Source organism: Rhodococcus sp. MEB032 (assembly GCF_030208925.1).
GTDB lineage: Bacteria > Actinomycetota > Actinomycetes > Mycobacteriales > Mycobacteriaceae > Rhodococcus_F > Rhodococcus_F qingshengii.
This window is the reverse complement of the sequence record NZ_JARVSY010000001.1, coordinates 325,118-342,591: the sequence shown is the minus strand read 5'-3', so window position 1 is coordinate 342,591 and position 17,474 is coordinate 325,118. Positions and strand designations below refer to the sequence as shown.

Annotated in this window: 19 protein-coding genes; 4 read left to right on the top strand and 15 right to left on the bottom strand. The window is 63.2% G+C overall.

Annotation, left to right across the window (positions count from 1 at the left end; all coding sequences use genetic code 11):
* Positions 1–28: 28 nt before the first annotated feature.
* Genes QRN54_RS01485 through echA20 form a run of 4 tightly spaced genes read right to left on the bottom strand, consistent with a single transcriptional unit; the run spans position 29 to position 3,531 of the window.
* Positions 29–1,090 carry an NAD(P)H-dependent flavin oxidoreductase gene (locus QRN54_RS01485; protein ID WP_285181485.1) on the bottom strand — a complete coding sequence of 354 codons (1,062 nt, stop codon included), beginning with the start codon at positions 1,088–1,090 and terminating at the stop codon, positions 29–31.
* Positions 1,087–1,842, bottom strand: coding sequence for a CoA-transferase subunit beta (locus QRN54_RS01480; RefSeq protein ID WP_003945796.1), 756 nt, complete (start codon positions 1,840–1,842; stop codon positions 1,087–1,089). Before QRN54_RS01480 ends, QRN54_RS01485 begins: the two co-directional genes overlap by 4 nt.
* Positions 1,839–2,747 (bottom strand): cholesterol ring-cleaving hydrolase subunit IpdA, encoded by a 909-nt coding sequence (gene ipdA / locus QRN54_RS01475; protein WP_285181484.1) that lies wholly within the window; start codon positions 2,745–2,747, stop codon positions 1,839–1,841. The genes QRN54_RS01480 and ipdA overlap by 4 nt, the downstream gene beginning before the upstream one ends.
* 7 nt (positions 2,748–2,754) lie before the next feature.
* Complete coding sequence (gene echA20 / locus QRN54_RS01470; protein ID WP_003945611.1) at positions 2,755–3,531, bottom strand: (7aS)-7a-methyl-1,5-dioxo-2,3,5,6,7,7a-hexahydro-1H-indene-carboxyl-CoA hydrolase; 777 nt, start codon at positions 3,529–3,531, stop codon at positions 2,755–2,757.
* Positions 3,532–3,633: 102 nt separating this feature from the next.
* Here echA20 and QRN54_RS01465 point away from each other — a divergent pair, with 102 nt between their 5' ends.
* Positions 3,634–4,548 (top strand): SDR family oxidoreductase, encoded by a 915-nt coding sequence (locus QRN54_RS01465; RefSeq protein WP_003945561.1) that lies wholly within the window; start codon positions 3,634–3,636, stop codon positions 4,546–4,548.
* Between the two features lie 67 nt (positions 4,549–4,615).
* Here QRN54_RS01465 and QRN54_RS01460 read toward each other — a convergent pair whose 3' ends face one another.
* The 4 genes from QRN54_RS01460 to QRN54_RS01445 all read right to left on the bottom strand — a co-directional run bounded on the left by QRN54_RS01460 (position 4,616) and on the right by QRN54_RS01445 (position 7,506).
* A complete protein-coding gene (locus QRN54_RS01460; RefSeq protein WP_003945460.1) occupies positions 4,616–5,287 on the bottom strand; it encodes a GNAT family N-acetyltransferase in 672 nt (223 codons plus the stop codon).
* 94 nt (positions 5,288–5,381) lie between these two features.
* Positions 5,382–5,795, bottom strand: a complete 414-nt coding sequence (locus QRN54_RS01455; RefSeq protein ID WP_007734258.1) for a hypothetical protein — start codon at positions 5,793–5,795, stop codon at positions 5,382–5,384.
* A gap of 57 nt (positions 5,796–5,852) precedes the next feature.
* On the bottom strand, positions 5,853–6,341 hold the full coding sequence (locus tag QRN54_RS01450; protein WP_047269597.1) for a nitroreductase family deazaflavin-dependent oxidoreductase: 489 nt from the start codon (positions 6,339–6,341) through the stop codon (positions 5,853–5,855).
* A 1-nt stretch (position 6,342) separates the two neighbouring features.
* Entirely contained in the window at positions 6,343–7,506 is a 1,164-nt protein-coding gene (locus QRN54_RS01445) for a steroid 3-ketoacyl-CoA thiolase (RefSeq protein WP_003945509.1), read from the bottom strand.
* 174 nt (positions 7,507–7,680) lie between these two features.
* Here QRN54_RS01445 and QRN54_RS01440 point away from each other — a divergent pair, with 174 nt between their 5' ends.
* Positions 7,681–8,931 (top strand): cytochrome P450, encoded by a 1,251-nt coding sequence (locus QRN54_RS01440; protein ID WP_007734267.1) that lies wholly within the window; start codon positions 7,681–7,683, stop codon positions 8,929–8,931.
* Positions 8,932–9,125: 194 nt separating this feature from the next.
* Here the strand turns inward: QRN54_RS01440 and QRN54_RS01435 are convergent, their stop codons facing one another.
* The 6 genes from QRN54_RS01435 to QRN54_RS01410 all read right to left on the bottom strand — a co-directional run bounded on the left by QRN54_RS01435 (position 9,126) and on the right by QRN54_RS01410 (position 14,239).
* Entirely contained in the window at positions 9,126–9,506 is a 381-nt protein-coding gene (locus QRN54_RS01435) for a VOC family protein (RefSeq protein WP_020906296.1), read from the bottom strand.
* Between the two features lie 173 nt (positions 9,507–9,679).
* Complete coding sequence (locus tag QRN54_RS01430; RefSeq protein ID WP_007734269.1) at positions 9,680–10,090, bottom strand: nuclear transport factor 2 family protein; 411 nt, start codon at positions 10,088–10,090, stop codon at positions 9,680–9,682.
* Positions 10,091–10,099: 9 nt separating this feature from the next.
* Entirely contained in the window at positions 10,100–10,963 is an 864-nt protein-coding gene (locus tag QRN54_RS01425) for a TIGR03619 family F420-dependent LLM class oxidoreductase (protein ID WP_019746978.1), read from the bottom strand.
* A gap of 36 nt (positions 10,964–10,999) precedes the next feature.
* Positions 11,000–12,181 (bottom strand): thiolase family protein, encoded by a 1,182-nt coding sequence (locus QRN54_RS01420; protein ID WP_007734272.1) that lies wholly within the window; start codon positions 12,179–12,181, stop codon positions 11,000–11,002.
* Entirely contained in the window at positions 12,181–13,251 is a 1,071-nt protein-coding gene (locus QRN54_RS01415) for a thiolase family protein (RefSeq protein ID WP_007734273.1), read from the bottom strand. Before QRN54_RS01415 ends, QRN54_RS01420 begins: the two co-directional genes overlap by 1 nt.
* 10 nt (positions 13,252–13,261) lie before the next feature.
* A complete protein-coding gene (locus QRN54_RS01410) occupies positions 13,262–14,239 on the bottom strand; it encodes a Zn-ribbon domain-containing OB-fold protein (protein ID WP_021342921.1) in 978 nt (325 codons plus the stop codon).
* 73 nt (positions 14,240–14,312) lie between these two features.
* On the opposite strand from QRN54_RS01410, the gene QRN54_RS01405 reads away from it, so the two are divergent.
* A complete protein-coding gene (locus QRN54_RS01405) occupies positions 14,313–15,350 on the top strand; it encodes an LLM class F420-dependent oxidoreductase (protein ID WP_019746980.1) in 1,038 nt (345 codons plus the stop codon).
* 173 nt (positions 15,351–15,523) lie between these two features.
* On the top strand, positions 15,524–16,498 hold the full coding sequence (locus tag QRN54_RS01400; protein ID WP_285181483.1) for a hypothetical protein: 975 nt from the start codon (positions 15,524–15,526) through the stop codon (positions 16,496–16,498).
* 137 nt (positions 16,499–16,635) lie between these two features.
* Here QRN54_RS01400 and QRN54_RS01395 read toward each other — a convergent pair whose 3' ends face one another.
* Positions 16,636–17,460: a crotonase/enoyl-CoA hydratase family protein gene (locus tag QRN54_RS01395; RefSeq protein WP_007734275.1), complete on the bottom strand. Its 825-nt coding sequence runs from the start codon at positions 17,458–17,460 to the stop codon at positions 16,636–16,638.
* Between the last annotated feature and the right edge of the window lie 14 nt (positions 17,461–17,474).

Below are 17,474 nucleotides of genomic sequence, written 5' to 3'. Positions count from 1 at the left end.
GGGGGAGACGCACTCGGATAGAGCTGTGTCAGCGAAGAGCCGCAAGCGCGTCGATACGCCCCGCGGCACCTTCCATGATGCTTTCGATCAGTTCCTTGCAGCTGGGCAGATCGTTGATCATGCCGACAACCTGACCCGAAGCAAGAACACCGGCTTCCGTATTGCCCTCGACCAGTCCGGCCTTGAGCAACATCGGGGTGTTGGCTGCCATGATGATCTGCATCAGCGTGCGGTCACCCGACCGCTTCATCGCGAGACCGTCCTTGGCGAGGGTCGACCACTTCATGCCCGTCATGGCCTTGAACTTTGTGGCATTCTTGGCCGCGGCGATCAAACCGGTTGCATAGCTGGAACCTTCGAGGCTGTTGACCAGGTCGGTGTTGAGCACACGATGAGGCATGCCATCGACCTTGCGGGAGACAGTCGTATCCGTCAGTCCGCGCTTGAGATACTCCTGTTTGACGGAATCGGGCACCGAAGAGTCGCTGGTGAGAAGGAATCGCGTTCCCATCGCGACACCGGCAGCGCCGTACGCCAGTGCGGCAGCCAGCCCGCGGCCGTCGAAGAATCCGCCACCGGCGATGACCGGAATATCGACCGCGTCGAGAACCGAGGGGAGAAGCAATGTCGTGGCCACACCGCCGGTATGGCCACCACCTTCGCCGCCCTGGACGATGACGGCGTCCGCGCCCCAGGTTGCAACCTTGACCGCGTGCTTCGCGGCACCGATCGAGGGCACGACGACGATGCCGTGGTCCTTGAGCTTGGCGATCAGTTCCTTCTTGGGAGCCAACGCAAACGACGCGACCTTGACGCCTTCACGGATCAGCAGATCCGCGCGTTGCGGGGCGTCAGTGGCGTCGGCACGCATGTTGACGCCGAACGGCTTGTCCGTGAGCTGCTTCGTCTTCTTGATCGCGTGCTCGAGCTCGTCGTACGTCATCGTGGCCGAAGCCAGGATGCCGAGACCGCCCGCGTTGGCCGTTGCCGACGTGAGAGCGGGACCGGAAACCCAGCCCATACCCGTCTGCACGATCGGGTACTCGACACCGACCAGTTCGGTCAGCGCGGTCTTCAGGGTGGGGGTCATGCCGAGACCTCACGGTCCCGGAGGTTGCGCGGATCGAGGGTTTCGCGGATGAGGTGAAGTTCTTCGGCGGTGGGGTCACGGGTGATACCGGCCTCGGCGAGTCCGGCAACCTCGAACGAGGTGTTCTCGGCTACCTCTTCGGCGGTGACGCCGGGGTGAAGGCTCAACGCGCGGAAAGTGTTTCCCGGTCCGCCGAAGTCGAAGACACCGAGGTTGGTGACAACGCGGGGGATGTTCAGGTACTTGTAAGCCGGATTCTCGGGATCGATCTGGTCGTAGCCGACACCGCACACCACGTCGACCTTGTCGACGAACACTCGCTTGGAGTGCTTGGGGACGAAGTAGCTCGTCGCGTGGTTGATGGTGTTACCCGGGGCGCCGCGCACACCGAACATCTGACGCGTCGGCTGCTGAAGCGGGCCGAAGGCGGAGAGGTTCTGGTTGCCGTGGCGATCGAGCTGATTGGCGCCCATGACTACGTGACGGCGGCCGGAAGCGACGACGTCGAACACCTTGCGGAAAGGCATCCATCCTTCGACGGGGCCCTTTGTTCCGACGGCCGGAGTGTCCTCGAGAATGAGGGCTTCACCATCGGTGATCAGCAGGTCGGGTTCGGTGGTGAGTCGAGCCAGGCGAGCGCCGATGGTGGACGACGTCGACATCGGGCTGGCCATGATTTCGCCTGCACCGGAGAAGATTTCAGCGCAAGCGAGAACAACGTACTCTGCGCGGGTGACGGTGGATTCGCTCATTTTGCCTGCTCCCCTGCCTTTGATGAATCGGCAAACTTCTTTACTGCGGCTTGGTAGTCCTCTTCGCTGCCGGAGAGGAAGGTGTCGACGAACGCCTGCCACGACTCGGGGGTCTTGGCGGACTCGGCGTAGTGACGCTGGAACTTCTCGTCGCGGCCGTAGCTTTCGCCGGCCAACGTGAAGTGCGCACCATTGGGTGCCTCGACGACGGCGTCGACCATCATGCGGTTGAGCAGAAGGTTCTGCAGTGGAACGGATTTGACCAGTTCCTCGGTCTCGACGATGCGTTCGACGGAGACGTATCGCTTTTCGGCGGCCATGCAGTACAGGTCGTCGAAGTACGGGTCGACGCCGTTGTACGCGGCATTGCCGTGCTTGTCACCGAGATTGAGATGAACGAACGACGCATCGAGGTTGAGCGCAGGCATCGCGATCAAGGTCTCGGAGCGGCCGTCGGCCTCGGGGTACGGGGAGGTGACGGTCTTGAGTTCGTCGCCCCAGAAGTTGCGGACATCCGAACCCAGGCCGGCGCGGATCGGGAGGAAGGGAAGGCGAGCGGCAGCTGCTTCGAGGCCACATTTGACCATGCCTTCGTCCATCTCGCGGACTTCGATCTCACCGGCGGTGCGTGCCTTGGCAAACCACGGGTCGTAGAACGGCGCGGAGTCGAGGGACACGAAACCGTAGTACGCCTTCTTGACCTTGCCTGCCGAGCACAGCAGTCCGAGATCCGGTCCGCCGTAGGTGACCACGGTCAGGTCTTTGACGTCCGAACGCACAATCGCACGAACGAAGGCCATCGGCTTGCGGCGAGATCCCCAGCCGCCCAAGCCGATCGTCATTCCGCTGCGGAGTTCGCCGACTACCTCGTCGAGCGACTTCGTCTTGTCACGCTTGCTAGCCATGTTTGTCTCAGCCTTCCTTCTGGGTTGCGTTCTCGCGCGGCTTGCCGGTGGCGACGAACTCGTCGCGGTGTTCGTCGGACACGCCGAGGAGGTTGAGTTCGAAGGTGTAGCCCTGCTCGAGGCGGTAGCTGCCCTTGACGTCCACCGGGTCGATGCCGTTGATGGCTTCCTTGGCGCACCGGATGATGCGGGTGTCCTTGGCGGCGATCTTCGCGGCGATCTCGCGAGCGCACTCGTCGAGCTTCTCGCGCGGGACCACGTCGTAGACGCTGCCGAACTGCTTGAGTGTGTGCGCGTCGACGCTCTGTGCGGTGTAGTAGAGCGTGCGCATCATGTGCTGTGGCACCAGCCTCGAGAGGTGTGTGGCAGCGCCGAGTGCGCCGCGGTCGACCTCGGGGAGGGAGAAGATCGCGTCGTCGGAAGCGACGATCACGTCCGCGTTGCCGACGAGTCCGATGCCGCCGCCGACACAGAATCCGTTGACGGCCACGACGACGGGTACAGCACAGTCGTAGACGGCCGCGAAGGCCGCGGCGCAACCGCGGTTGGCGGCGACCAGCGCGTCGAATCCCTCGGTGGCCTGCATCTCCTTGATGTCGACGCCGGCGTTGAATCCGCGTCCCTCGGCTCGCAGGATCACTACGTGAGTGTTGAGATCCTTGCCCGCGTCGAGGATGGCGTCGGCAAGCTCGAACCATCCCTTGGACGGGATTGCATTGACCGGCGCGTAGTCGATGGTGACCGTGGTGATGCCGGTTCCGTCGGAGGAGGTGCTGATGCCCATATCGGGATTCCTTACGTCTGTGTACCAAACCAAGCGATTGCTTGGTAAGTTAGCACACAAGCGGAGCCGACAAGCCCGAGCAGAGTGCATTAGGAGACAAATATGAGTGGATTGGTCGACGGACGCGTAGTCATCATCACCGGGGCTGGCCGCGGTATCGGACGTGCGCATGCATTGGCATTTGCTGCCGAGGGCGCCAAGGTTGTCGTCAACGACATCGGTGCGGGTGCCGACGGTTCCGCGACCGGTGAGAGTCCGGCCGAGCAGGTTGTCGCGGAGATCATCGCCGCCGGTGGCCAAGCAGTGGTCAACGGAGACGACGTCGCCGACTGGGCGGGCGCCGAGAATCTGATCAAGACCGCGATCGACACCTTCGGTGGCCTGGACGTACTCGTGAACAACGCAGGCTTCCTGCGGGACCGCATGCTGGTCGGTATGAGCGAGGGCGAGTGGGACGCGGTGATCCGCGTGCACCTCAAGGGGCACTTCGCGCCGCTCCGTCACGCAGCTGCCTACTGGCGCGCCGAGGCCAAGGCAGGCAAGACCGTCGACGCACGCATCATCAACACCAGTTCGGGTGCAGGACTGCAGGGTTCGATCGGCCAGGGCAACTACGCCGCGGCCAAGGCCGGCATCGCCGAGATGACCATCCAGGCCGCCGCCGAGCTCAAGAATTACGGAGTCAGTGTCAACGCGATCGCGCCTGCTGCGCGCACACGCATGACTGTCGGCGCGGGCGGGGCGATGGCAGAAGCGATGGCAGCTCCGGAAGAGGGCTTCGACGCCATGGCTCCCGAGAACATCTCGCCGCTGGTCGTCTGGCTCGGTAGCGCCGAGTCCAAGGACGTCACGGGCCGGGTGTTCGAGGTAGAGGGCGGAAAGATCACCGTCGCGGAGGGCTGGCGTCACGGCCCGAGCGAGGACAAGGGAGATCGCTGGGACCCGAAGGAGATCGGGCCCGTCGTGGCAACGCTGTTGGAGAAGGCGGAGATTCCGACGCCGGTGTACGGGGCGTAGGGCCTCCGGCCCCGTGAGTGGTTAAGGAGTGCAGGAACTCCTCAACCACTCACAGGCGGCGTGCCGCCTACGCGGGCGCCCGAACCACCAACACGGTGCCGGGGAACTCAGCTGCGAGTTCGCGCCGCGAATGCTTCACGCAGGCTGTGCCGTAGCCCTTCTTGCGAGATTCCGGCGCGATCCAGATCGCCACGTTCACCTCTTGGCCGTCGAGTTCGCCGAATACCAGGCCGACGCTCTTCGGGCCGTCACCGGAGACGTCCTCGGCGACGAACCAGGCAGCGCTCTCGTCGTCGATCCGACCGAGACCGCCGACGCGCTCGGCTTCGATCCGATCCTCGCTCCACGGCTTGCCGTCTTCGCCGAGCTGCTCGGCCGAGCGAATCGTGAACAGTGCCTTGTCTTCTGCGCTGTCGCTGAACGGACGCAGGGTGAAGTTCTGCCCGCTGCTCGCGGGACGATCGAGCGTCGTCCATTCGAGAGTGGCGTCGAGATTCTCCAGCTCGCCCTGGATGCGATCGCGCGCTGCCTTGGTCAGTGCGCTGAACTTGAGGCTCAGAACTGCTTCGGCATTTGCTTCCGACGTGCCGAGGAGTTCCGCGACGGTGGTCAGTGCCTCCTGGTGGTCCTTGCTGTCGACCACTGCGTCCAGCACCTCGTGGCGACGCTCCAGCGCACGCACGAGGGCTGAGGTGATCTCGCGTCGGTCCAGGATTTGATCTTGAATATGCGTCGTCATATATGCGACTCCTTGCTGTGTTCGAGGCTCTGTCGAAACGCCGTGCGGACCGTACGAGTCAATAGTGCTCCAACTCGCCGGTTATGGCACGCGTTCAGCCTCCGGTGCGGCGAACGAGCCGTTCGTAGCGCTGGCGGGCGGCTTGAGTGCTTCCGAGTCCCAGCCCGAAAGCGATGTCCTGCCAGGTCATGCCCCGTTCGCGGGCAATCCCGAGGAACAGTGCTTCCAGCTGTTCCATTTCGGCTCGGGCCTTGGGGATCAGAGTCAACGCGGCCATGACGTCGGCATCGTCGACCTCGGGTTCGTTCGGCTGCGGTGTGTCGGTGCCACCCGCAAGACGAGCCACGACGCGCACCGCGCCGTAGGGCTCGAGCATCTCCGGATGAGATTGCCGCGCGCGCTGGCTTGGGGTCGCGCCGTGGCGCTCGCTGATTCGAAAGAGTCCGGCGTACTCGCGATGTGCGCGTTCGCGGCCGGAATCGATCGGTCTGAACTGGTCATCGGTCATGAACCCAGGGTGGCACGAACCCGGGTCAATGTAAACGTTTTGTTGTAAACAGTTCGTTTAACTCTCCAGTGGCTCGCACACGATGACGGGAATGACCCGGTCGGTCCAGGCCTGATAGTTGTCGAAATCCGGATACATCGCCCTCAACATCGGCCACAGCCGAGCGCGCTCGTCCTCGGCCGCGACGCGGGCTTTCATCGAGCGGATCCGAGACTTGATCTGCACCGTCACCACCGGGTCTGCCTTGATGTTGAGGTACCACATCGGGTTCTTCGGAAGACCGCCTTGCGACGCCACCAGAATCACGTTCTCGCCGTCCTCGAGGAACAGCAGCGGGCTGATCCGCTCCTCGCCGGATTTGCGACCGGTGGTGGTCAGCAGGCAGATCGGCAGCCCGCGAGGGAACGCGCTGCCGACCCGCCACTTGCTACCCAGCCGCCCGTCGGTGGCGCGATACATCGCGACGTTCGCCTTCGACATCCACTTGATGATCTTGACCGTCGCCGGAGCGTCGAGTCCCTTGGGTTTGGCTGGGGGAGTAGTCATCTCAGATACGCTCGATGATGGTTCCGGTGGCCAGTGCGCCGCCGGCGCACATCGTGATCAGAGCCGTCGAGCCGTTGCGACGCTCGAGTTCGTGCAGTGCGGTGGTGATCAGGCGAGATCCCGTGCTGCCGACCGGATGGCCGAGAGCGAGCGCGCCGCCGTTGACATTGACGTTGTCGAAGTCAGGTTCGTGAACCTGAGCCCAGGACAGTGCGACGGATGCGAATGCTTCGTTGATCTCGAACAGATCGAGATCGCCGATCTTCATTCCGCTCTTCTCCAGGACACGGCTGGTTGCCTGCACCGGTCCGTCGAGGTGGAATTCCGGTTCCGAGCCGACCAGCGCCTGGGCGATGATGCGGGCTCGCGGCTTCAATCCGAGCGCGCGAGCCTTGTCCTCGTCCATGAGCAGGACTGCGGCCGCTCCGTCGGAGATCTGGGAAGACGTTCCGGCCGTGTGAATCCCGCCTTCGAGGACGGGCTTCAGTCGGGCAAGGGACTCCGCCGTCGTATCGCGCAGGCCCTGATCGCGATTGACGACCTTGGTCTCGCCCGTGAGGTTTCCTTCCTTGTCGACCTGGGGTGCCGAGAGTTCGAGAACCTCGCGGTCGAAACGTCCTTCCTCCCAAGCCTGCTTGGCCAGCGCCTGCGAGCGGACGCCGAGGGCTTCGACGTCGTCGCGGGTCAGTCCGCGTCGACGCGCGATGCGTTCTGCAGCTTCGAATTGGTTGGGCATGTCGATGTCCCACGTCGCGGGTCGGCGCGGTCCGGCCTGATCGCCGACGTTGGCGCCGAGGGGAACCTGGCTCATGGCTTCGATGCCGCAGGCGATACCGGCGTCGATGGCGCCGGTGGCGATCAGACCGGCGATCAGATGGTTCGCCTGCTGGGCCGAACCGCACTGGCAGTCCACGGTGGTTGCGCCGGTCTGCCACGGAAGTCCGGCGTGCAGCCAGGCCGTGCGCGTGATGTTGTTGGACTGAGCGCCGGCCTGGGTGACGCAGCCGCCGATCACCTGCTCGATCAGCAACGGGTCGATTCCCGACCGGTCGAGAACTCCCTTTTGTGCAGCTCCGAGGATCTCGGCGGCGTGCAGACCGGCGAGCCAACCTCCGCGCTTGCCGATCGGTGTACGGACAGCCTCGACGATTACTGGTGTGCCCACAGCGGGCTCCTTTCCTTGTAATGAAAAAGTAGAACAGGTTCTCTGCGGGAAGCAAGACCTGCCGACGTTTCCTTTCCTAGTAAGCAGGCTTGTGTTTCAATGAGAGTAGAACGTGTTACACATCACGGATCCCCATCACCCCTGTGATGAAAAGGCTTAGGGCAGGAGACATCAGTGGCACAGCCCGCATTCCCCGAGGGAATCGACTTCACGGACCCCGACATCTACGCGGAACGCATGCCGTTCGAGGAGTTCGCCGAACTCCGGAAGACGGCCCCCGTGTGGTGGAATCCGCAGCCCCCGGAAATCGGTGGATTCCAGGACGAGGGCTTCTGGGTGGTCACCCGTCATGAAGAGGTCAAGGAAGTTTCGCAGCGAAGCGACATCTTCTCGACCCACGAGAACACTGCGATTCCTCGCTTCGCCGACGACATCCCGCGTGAGAACGTCGAGATGCAGCGATTCATTCTCATCAACAAGGACGCTCCGGAGCACACCAAGCTGCGCAAGCTGGTATCTCGTGGATTCACCCCGCGCGCCATCAACAGCCTGCGCGAGGAACTGACCGAGCGTGCCGAAAAGATCGTCACGACCGCGGCTGCCGGCGGTGCCGGTGACTTCGTGGTTCAGGTCGCGTCCGAACTTCCGCTGCAGGCAATCGCCGAGCTTCTCGGTGTGCCGCAGGAAGATCGAATGAAGCTCTTCGACTGGTCCAACCAGATGACGTCGTACGACGATCCCGAGTTCGACATCGACCCGCAGGCAGCGTCGATGGAGATTCTGGGATACGCGTACCAGATGGCGGATCAGCGCAAGAAGTGTCCCGCCGATGACATCGTCACCAAGCTCATCGAAGCTGACATCGACGGAAATGAGCTCTCCCCAGAGGAATTCGGCTTCTTCGTGATCCTGCTTGCGGTCGCGGGTAACGAGACCACTCGCAATGCCATCACACACGGCATGGTTGCCTTCCTCGACAATCCCGACCAGTGGGAGCTGTACAAGAAGGAACGCCCCAAGACGGCGGCCGACGAGATCGTTCGTTGGGCGACCCCGGTGACTTCCTTCCAGCGCACCGCGCTCGAAGACACCGAACTCGGCGGACAGAAGATAAAGAAGGGCGATCGCGTCGTGATGATGTACGCGTCGGCCAACTTCGACGAGGACGTCTTCGAGAACCCGACGAAGTTCGACATCATGCGTGACCCCAATCCGCACCTCGGATTCGGCGGCACCGGTGCGCACTACTGCATCGGCGCCAACTTGGCCCGTCTGGAAATCGATCTGATCTTCAATGCGATCGCCGATCACCTACCCGACATCACCAGGCTCGGGGATCCCCGACGCCTTCGCTCGGGCTGGCTCAACGGCATCAAAGAGTTTCAGGTTGATTACAAGACATCGGGCTGCCCGGTCAAACACTGATCCGGACATATACTGACCTGGTAACCGGCGAGTAGGTTCTGTGTAGGTTTTCGGGAGTTGCCTCTGCACTCTCGAACACGCAGAACTACAGTAGACGTTCCGGGAAGCCACTTGTTGGCAACCTGGAACTGCGGCGGCGTCTGCGGGATCCCTCATCTCCCGTAGGCGCCGCCGTTTGTAGTTCAATCTCCAATTCAGCCGCCGTACGGTTTGGTGATGGCTTCCAGGAAATGTCCCGACGGGTCGAGGAAGTAGACCCCACGCCCACCGTCGTTGGTGTTGAAGCCGGTACTCGACTGGCGCGGATCGGCCCAGTGATCCAGTTTCAACGCCTGTATCCGCTGGTAGATGCCGTCGAAGTCATCCTCGGAGACGAGGAAGGCATAGTGCTGAGACGCAACCTCGGCGCCTTCTTCCACCTGTGCGAAGTCCAACGTCACGCCGTGCTCGAGTTCAACGCCGAGAAAGTAGCCGGCTTCGACTGGGCCTGGAAGACCGAACATGTGAGTGAAGAACCACGCAGACTCTTGTCGGTCTTTTGCGGCGATGATGGTGTGATTGAACGAAATGGTCATGAGTGACCCCTTGCGGTACGACGCCTCCATGCCTGACGCAGTCCGTCATCGACACGCGACGTTGGGAACCAGGAAACCATTTCGAGGTTCTCGGTGCAAGTACGACAGGCTGATTCGAATACGACGAGCGCGGCCCCGGTCGATGACCGGGGCCGCGCTCGTACTGTGGGTTCTCAGGCTTTGCGTGCCGTCTTCATCGCACGGTCCACTTCCCAGAATGCTCGAAGCGACGCGATCTTGCCGTCGTCGTTCACCCGGTAGACGAACACGCCCTCGGCGTCGATGATCGAGCCGCCGATGGTGGTTCGGATCTTGCCGATGTTGACGTTCTCGTTGCCGCACACCAGGGAATCGTCGATCAGAAATTCGAGCTTGTCCGCGTTCGCGATCGTCATGTCGTAGAACTTGGAGATCGCTTCGCGCCCGTGATGGCCTTTGCCTTCGGGATCGAAGCCCGAAGGCCCGACCGGATCTTCCACCCAACCGTCCTCGGCGAAGAGGTCCAGCCAGGCTTCCTTGTTCTTGCCACTCGCTGCGGCGCGCGAAGCGTTACCCGCGACGCGGGCGGGGTGTTCGTCGGTCATCGCGGCTCCTCAGTTGATGTACTGCTCGGCGAATTTGCGCATCGAATCCTGCTTTGCCTCCAGCGGGGCATCGAATCCGATTCCGTCGAAAACCCAAGGCACGGTGATGATGTCCGTGACACCGGCATCTTCGAGCTCTGCGTAACCGTCCTTGCCGAAACGGTCGATGCACACCGTCTGGATTTCGAACGGCTCGTTCTCGCGGCCGTACTCGGCGCGCAGTTCGCGTAGTCGTGCGATCACACCCACCAGGTCGTCGAACTTGATCATCGCCGAGGTCCAACCGTCGCCGACTCGCGCAGCACGCTTGAGTGCGACCTCGGTGTGGCCGCCGACGTAGAACGGAACCGGCTTGGTGGGGGCCGGGCTCATCTGCAGGCGATCGAAATCGAAGAACTCACCGTGATACTCGACCATGCCGCCGCCGAGGATCAGTTTGAGGACGTCGATCATCTCGTCCACACGTGCGCCCCGACGCTTGTACGGAGCGCCGCACCACTCGAACTCTTCCGGAGCCCAACCGATTCCGACGCCGAAGCCGAAACGGTTGTTCGTCAATGCGGCCACGGAACCGACCTGCCGCGCGAGCAGGACGGGATTGCGGCTACCCAGCTTGAGCACCTGGGTGTAGAACTCGATCTTCTCGGTCACCGCGCCCATTGCAGCCGCGGCGATGAGCGGATCGACCCAGGGGGTCTCGGCATTCCACATCCGAGACCCGTCCGGGGTGTACGGGTAATCCGCCGCCTGCGTTTCCATGAAGAACAGTGAATCGGGGAGAGCGATCGACGAAAAGCCGCATTCCTCGGCAGTTTTGGCGATACCGGCTAACTGGTCCAAGGGGTTCATGGCAACCCCGACGGTGTACTTCATCTTCGGCCTCTTCCTGATCGGCGTGTGTGCTGCTGCTTACGTGGTGGGACGTTCGGAGCCGACGACCCACATCGAGAAGTACTGCGAGCCACCGCCGTAGGCATGGCCGAGAGCCTTGCGAGCATCGGCTACCTGGTGATCGCCGGCGCGGTGCATGACCTGCATCGCCGACTCGGCAAAACGGATCATGCCCGAGGCGCCGATCGGGTTGGAGGAGAGAACACCGCCCGAGGCATTGACCGGGAGCTTGCCGCCGATCGCGGTTTCACCCGCCTCGGTGAGCTTCCAGCCCTGGCCTTCCTCCGCGAAGCCGAGGTTCTCGAGCCACATCGGCTCGAACCACGAGAACGGGACATAGATTTCGGCGCAGTCGATCTCGTTGAGCGGATCGGTGATACCCGCTGACTTCCACAGTGCTGCTGCAGCGTCACGGCCGGCCTGCGGATTGACCTGATCGCGTCCGGCATAGAAGGTCGGCTCGGTGCGCATCGCCGTCGCGTGGATCCACGCGACCGAACGACCCTCGGCCTCGACCTGTGCGGCCGCTTCCTCGTTGCCGATCACCAGAGCGCACGCGCCATCCGAGGACGGGCAGGTCTCGTCGTAGCGGATCGGATCCCAGAGCATCTGAGATGCCTGTACCGATTCGAGAGTGATGTCCGGCTGCCGCAAGTGCGCATACGGATTGAGGCTGCCGTTGAGTCGATCCTTCACAGCGACGAGGTAGCCGATGTGCTCCGGTGCGCCCGATCGACGAATGTACGAACGGACGTGCGGGGCGAAGTATCCACCGGCACCGGCGCCGACGGGCATGTTGAACGGAACCGGTACGGACAGCGCCCACATGGCGTTCGACTCGGACTGCTTCTCCCAGGAAACCGTCAGAACCCGCTTGTGGACACCGGATTTGACCAGGCTGGAGGCGACGATAGCCGTCGAACCGCCCACCGATCCGGCAGTGTGAACACGCAGCAACGGCTTTCCGTTTGCGCCCAGAGCATCCGACATGGCGAGTTCGGGCATCATCGAACCCTCGAACAGGTCGGGGGCCTTTCCGATGACGACGGCGTCGATGTCGTCCCAGCCGACGTTGGCGTCGAGCATCGCGGCGTCGATGGCTTCACGAACCAAGCCCGCCATCGAGACATCGTGACGCTTTGCGACGTAGTGAGTTTGGCCGGTGCCGAGCACGGCCGCGAGTTGAGGCGTTCCGGCCATCAGTTCCGTCCCTCCAAGACTGCTACCAGGTTCTGCTGCAGCACAGGGCCGCTTGTTGCATGGGCCAGAGCGCGATTCGCCTGGCCGTCGAAGATTGCCTTGGCGGCGTGGCCGATTCGTTCCAGACCACCGGCGAACAGTGGGTTGCCGCTGAGCGGACCGCCGGACGGATTGATCGTGGTGGCGTCGGTCAGGCCGATCGCTTCCTTCAAGATCAATTCCTGGTGAGTGAACGGTGCGTGCAGTTCGGCGACGTCGATGTTGCCGACCTCGCCGCCCGTTGCCGCCTTGGCTGCGGACGTAGTGGACGGTGAGGTGGTCAGGTCACGTGCACCCAGGTTGGGGGAGTCGATGCGATGCTCGAGTCCGGTGATCCACGCCGGCCGCTCGCAGAGATCGCGGGCGCGGTTACCCGAGGCCAGGACGATTGCTGCCGCGCCGTCGGTGATGGGCGCACAATCGTGTGCGCGCAACGGATCTGCGAGGAAGGGGCTGGCGAGAAGGGCCTCGATGTCGACCTCGCCTGCGAGCTGAGCCTTCGGATTGCTCAGCGCGTGACGACGGCTACGAGCGGCAACCTCCGCCATGTCCTCGTGCGTCCACTTACCCGCGTCGAGTCCGAGTCGGGCTTGAAGTCCGGCGATCGAGACGGAGTCCGGCCACAGCGGAGTGACGAGGTACGGATCGAGCTGCATGGACAGGATCTTGCGCAGGTGCCCGGCGGAGGACTTGCCGAATCCGTACACCAGCGCGGTCTCGACCTCACCGGTCAAGATCTTGATCCACGCTTCGTAGAAGGCCCACGCAGCGTCCATCTCGACGTGAGATTCGTTGATCGGCGGGACCGCTCCGATGGAGTCGATGGCCGAGATGAAGGAGAACGCTCGTCCGGCCAGGTAGTCGGAAGATCCGGAGCACCAGAAGCCGATGTCTGACTTGGTGATTCCCAGATCGCTGTAGAGCTGCTGGAAGCACGGGACGAGCATCTCGACGCCGTTGGTGGTGCCGTTGGTTTCGCGGACGTGGGGTGCCTGAGCAAAGCCCACGACTGCGATGTCTGCAGAAGTCATTTCAGGAGCCTCACAGGTGGTGTTGGAAGGTGGAGTACTCGGCGTCGGGTTCACCTGTCGGCCGGAAGTATTCGATGTTCTCGAGGGTGTAACCCCACTCTTCGCGAGGCTTCCACTTGGCTTCGACGCGCATGCCCATCCGTACGTCCGCGGCATCACATTCGAGAATCAAGTGCAGGAACGGAATGTCGGCCCCGTCGAGAAGCACGTAGGCGGCCACGTAGGGCGGTTTGATTCGCTGCCCGAGGAACGGGACGTTGACGATGCAGAAGGTGGTGACAATTCCCTTGTCCGGCAGTTCGATCTGCTCGCTCGTCGGCTTCCCGTTGGTGGGATTGGCGCCGCGCGGTGGGATGTAGATCTTGTCTTCGGGTCCGCTGCGACCACCGATGAGCTTGCCTTCTGCGAGACCGCGGAGGTAGAAACTCTCCTCGGCCGAAGCGGAATGCATGAAGTGCAGGTCGACAGGCGTCGTGATCATGGTGACAGGATCGGCGGTGGAATCGACTGTCGCGATTCCATTTTCGCTCTCACCTGGTTCGAAGCACTCGATGTCCTTGATCTGCCCGATCCGCTCCGACGCCCAGCGAGCACGGACCCGCAGGCCGGTGCTGATGTCGTCGGGGGAGTCGACGTCGACTGCGTGGAGCATGGACGTGTCCGCGCCGTCGAGCTTGATCAGGGCCCACGCGAAAGGCTTCGTCAGGGGTTGACCCTCGATGGGTTCGGGCATCCACGTCCAACTCACGACCGTTCCGCCGTCGGAGACTCCGACGAAGTCGGTCAGTGGTTCGGCCGTATCCGGATCGAATTCCGGTGGCGGCACGAAGACACGACCGTTCGACCCACGTGCGCCGATCACCTTGCGATCACGCAGGGCAGTCACGAACGCGCCGATGGTCGGTCCCGTCGATCTGGTGTAGTCGAAATGGAGATTCAATGGTGCGCTCAGGGGCTTGTCGGCCACCCCGCTCTTTCCGATGGTCACAAGATCGAGTAGAACAGGTTCTAGAGATTGTGGCAAGAGTCACTTCTGATCACCGGCAATGTGGAGGCCTGCGATGAAGCTTGGGTTGCAACTCGGATACTGGGGCGCGCAGCCGCCGGCAAACGCCCCGGAACTGATCGAGGCCGCGGAAGGCGCGGGATTCGACGCGGTCTTCGCGGCGGAGTCGTGGGGCTCGGACGCATTCACCCCGCTCGCCTGGTGGGGATCGCGCACCGAGAACGTCCGTCTCGGCACCTCCGTCGTACAGATTTCGGCGCGAACACCAACCAGCTGTGCCATGCACGCGCTCACTCTCGATCACCTCAACGGTGGGCGAACGATCCTCGGGCTCGGCGTATCCGGACCGCAGGTCGTCGAAGGTTGGTACGGCCAGCCGTTCGAGAAGCCGCTCGCGCGCACCCGCGAATACGTCTCGATCGTGCGCCAGGTCCTCGCCCGTGAAGCGCCCGTCACCAGTCCCGGTCCCCACTACCCTCTGCCGTATGCGGGACCGGGCAGTTCGGGACTTGGCAAGCCGCTCAAGCCCATTACGCACCCGCTGCGTGCGGACATCCCGATCTGGCTCGGCGCCGAAGGGCCGAAGAACGTCGCGCTCGCCGGTGAAATCGCCGACGGCTGGCTGGCGATCTACTACACCCCGCGCCTGGCCCCGATGTACAACAAGTGGCTCGACGAAGGGTTCGCGCGCGCCGGGGCCCGTCGCAGTCGCGAAGACTTCGAGGTGGCCGCCACGTGCCAGGTCATCGTGACTGACGATCGCGCCGCTGCCATCGCCGCTCTCAAGCCGATGACCGCCCTCTACGTCGGCGGAATGGGCGCCCCGGAGTTGAACTTTCACGCGCAGGTCTACAAGCGGATGGGCTACGAGAAGGAGGTCGACGAGATCGGTCGCCTCTTCATGTCGGGCCGCAAGGACGAAGCTGCTGCCGTCGTCCCCGACGAGATGGTCACCGAGACCATGATCATCGGCAACGTCGACGAGGTGCGCGCAGACGTGAAGCGTTGGGAGGAAGCCGGAGTCACGATGCTGCTGGTGACCTGCCGCGACGCCGACCATGTGCGAGAGCTCGCGGCCGCGGTGGGTGGTTGAGCGGGGCACCCCCCTTTTTTTCGAGCGGTACCCCCCTTTTTTCGAGCGAACGGCACGTTCAGCGCATCTGAGGCGCTGAACGTACCTTTCGCTCGCCCAAAGTTATCCACAGGCGCACCGAAACCCCAGTTCGCCGCCGGGGCCCGCGCTGATGCTCGAGTCATGCTGCAACCATGCGGCGAGGAACGTGGGGCGATGATCTGGACGCGATTTACCGCGTCAGTCGAAGCGGAGTGATCCGAACGGCGGAGTTGGCGCGATTGGGCGTGTCCAACTCCGCAGTGCACACCCGGTGTCGGGTAGGTGGACCGTGGCAGCGCATATTGCCGGGGGTCATTCTGCTCAGAAACGGTCAACCGACGCCACGTCAACGCTCGATCGCTGCGCTCATGTTGAGCGGTGACGATTCCCTGCTGACCGGGCGATCAGCCATGTCGGAGTACGGATATCGAACGCACTCGGGGGATGTGCAGGTGCTCATCCCCATCGACCGTCGAGTTCAATCGGTTGGGTTCGTCACGGTGGAGCGCACTGTTCGACTGCCCGAGCCGGAGATTCGGAACGGTCTGCGCTGTGCTCCGCTGCCGCGAGCGTTACTCGACGCTGCGAGGCGGTGCAAGGCGCTCGATCCCACACGGGCACTCATCGCTGAGGCTGTTCAGCGCGGCGATGTCTCGGTGCGCGAACTTGCGAAGGAACTCGAAGCGGGTAGCAGTCGGGGTTCCGCGCTACCTCGGGTCGTGTTGCGCGAAGTGAACGCGAACGTCCACTCGGTTCCGGAGGTTCACGCGCGAAAATTGTGGCAGCGGAGCGGGCTGCCGGAAATGTTGTTCAACCATGAGATCCGGGATGCCAACGGGGACTTCATCGCAGTTCCGGACGGATGGATCGATTCGGTTGCCTTCGCGTGGGACATCGACTCCTTGGAATGGCATGCCGCGCCGACGGACTACAAGCGCACGGTGGAGCGTCGGACGCGTATGCAGAATGCGGGAATCATCGTGTTGCCGACGGTGCCCAGTGCACTGCGAACGGACCCTGATCGCGTGATCGAGGACCTGCGTGCGCACTACAGATTGGCGCAGTCACGTCCCCGGCCGCAGGTGTTCGCGAGGTCGAGATGGGTGAAATTGGACGAAACCGGCTGAGCGAAAGTGCCTTTCGGCGCACTGAAGGCGCCGAAAGGTACGTTCGCTCGAAAAGGGGGTGGGTGGGACCGAGAGCGGACGGGAAAGGGGGCTCAGGCGGGGGTCGGTCAGACGGGGGTGGCTCAGACAGGGGTGGGTCAGACACCCTTGAACTGGGGCGCCCGCTTCTCACCGAAAGCCCGCGGGCCCTCCTTGGCGTCGGCGCTCATGAACACCTTCATGCCCAGCTGTGCGTCGATCTGGAAGGCCTCTTCCTCGTGCATGCCCTCGGTGTCGCGGATGGTCTTGAGAATCGCCTGCACGGCGAGGGGGCCGTTGGCACTGATCAGGTCCGCGAGCTCCAGCGCCTTGTCGAGGGCTTGGCCGTCCGGGACCACGTGGCCGATGAGCCCGATCTCCTTGGCCTCCGGAGCCTTGATGTGACGACCGGTGAGCAGGATGTCCGCCGCGATCGTGTACGGAATCTGTCGCACCAGACGCACTGCGGAACCGCCGAGCGGGAAGAGCCCCCACTTGGCTTCGGAGACGCCGAACTTGGCGCTCTCACCCGCGACGCGGATGTCGGTGCCCTGCAGGATTTCGGTTCCGCCGGCGATAGCTGCACCCTCGACGGCGGCGATCAGTGGCTTGGTCAACCGACGGCCCTTGAGGAGGCCTTCGATCTTGGACATGTCGACGCCACCGCCCGCGAAGGAATCTCCCGGCGGCTTGGCGGACATGTTCTTGAGGTCGGCGCCGGCGCAGAAGTCGCCGCCCGCACCGGTGAGGATGGCGACACGGATTTCGGGGTCGTTGTCGACCTGATCCCAGGCGTCGACCATGATCGCCATCATCTCGCCGGTGATGGCGTTCTTACGCTCGGGGCGATTCATGGTCACGATGAGAACGTGGCCACGCTTCTCCACGAGGCAATGCGGCGCGGTTTCCGAAATGTCTGATTTTTCGGTCGTCGAAGTGGACACTGATGGCTCCTGGC

Bases quoted from the DNA above. Each gene is read 5' to 3' on its own strand.
- QRN54_RS01415 (WP_007734273.1), bottom strand. From the start codon at position 13,251: ATGACTTCTGCAGACATCGCAGTCGTGGGCTTTGCTCAGGCACCCCAC.
- QRN54_RS01420 (WP_007734272.1), bottom strand. From the start codon at position 12,181: ATGGCCGGAACGCCTCAACTCGCGGCCGTGCTCGGCACCGGCCAAACT.
- QRN54_RS01460 (WP_003945460.1), bottom strand. From the start codon at position 5,287: ATGACGACGCATATTCAAGATCAAATCCTGGACCGACGCGAGATCACC.
- echA20 (WP_003945611.1), bottom strand. From the start codon at position 3,531: ATGGGCATCAGCACCTCCTCCGACGGAACCGGCATCACCACGGTCACC.
- QRN54_RS01485 (WP_285181485.1), bottom strand. From the start codon at position 1,090: ATGACCCCCACCCTGAAGACCGCGCTGACCGAACTGGTCGGTGTCGAG.
- QRN54_RS01480 (WP_003945796.1), bottom strand. From the start codon at position 1,842: ATGAGCGAATCCACCGTCACCCGCGCAGAGTACGTTGTTCTCGCTTGC.
- QRN54_RS01455 (WP_007734258.1), bottom strand. From the start codon at position 5,795: ATGACCGATGACCAGTTCAGACCGATCGATTCCGGCCGCGAACGCGCA.
- QRN54_RS01405 (WP_019746980.1), top strand. From the start codon at position 14,313: ATGAAGCTTGGGTTGCAACTCGGATACTGGGGCGCGCAGCCGCCGGCA.
- ipdA (WP_285181484.1), bottom strand. From the start codon at position 2,747: ATGGCTAGCAAGCGTGACAAGACGAAGTCGCTCGACGAGGTAGTCGGC.
- QRN54_RS01435 (WP_020906296.1), bottom strand. From the start codon at position 9,506: ATGACCATTTCGTTCAATCACACCATCATCGCCGCAAAAGACCGACAA.
- QRN54_RS01425 (WP_019746978.1), bottom strand. From the start codon at position 10,963: ATGAAGTACACCGTCGGGGTTGCCATGAACCCCTTGGACCAGTTAGCC.
- QRN54_RS01430 (WP_007734269.1), bottom strand. From the start codon at position 10,090: ATGACCGACGAACACCCCGCCCGCGTCGCGGGTAACGCTTCGCGCGCC.
- QRN54_RS01465 (WP_003945561.1), top strand. From the start codon at position 3,634: ATGAGTGGATTGGTCGACGGACGCGTAGTCATCATCACCGGGGCTGGC.
- QRN54_RS01450 (WP_047269597.1), bottom strand. From the start codon at position 6,341: ATGACTACTCCCCCAGCCAAACCCAAGGGACTCGACGCTCCGGCGACG.
- QRN54_RS01400 (WP_285181483.1), top strand. From the start codon at position 15,524: ATGCGGCGAGGAACGTGGGGCGATGATCTGGACGCGATTTACCGCGTC.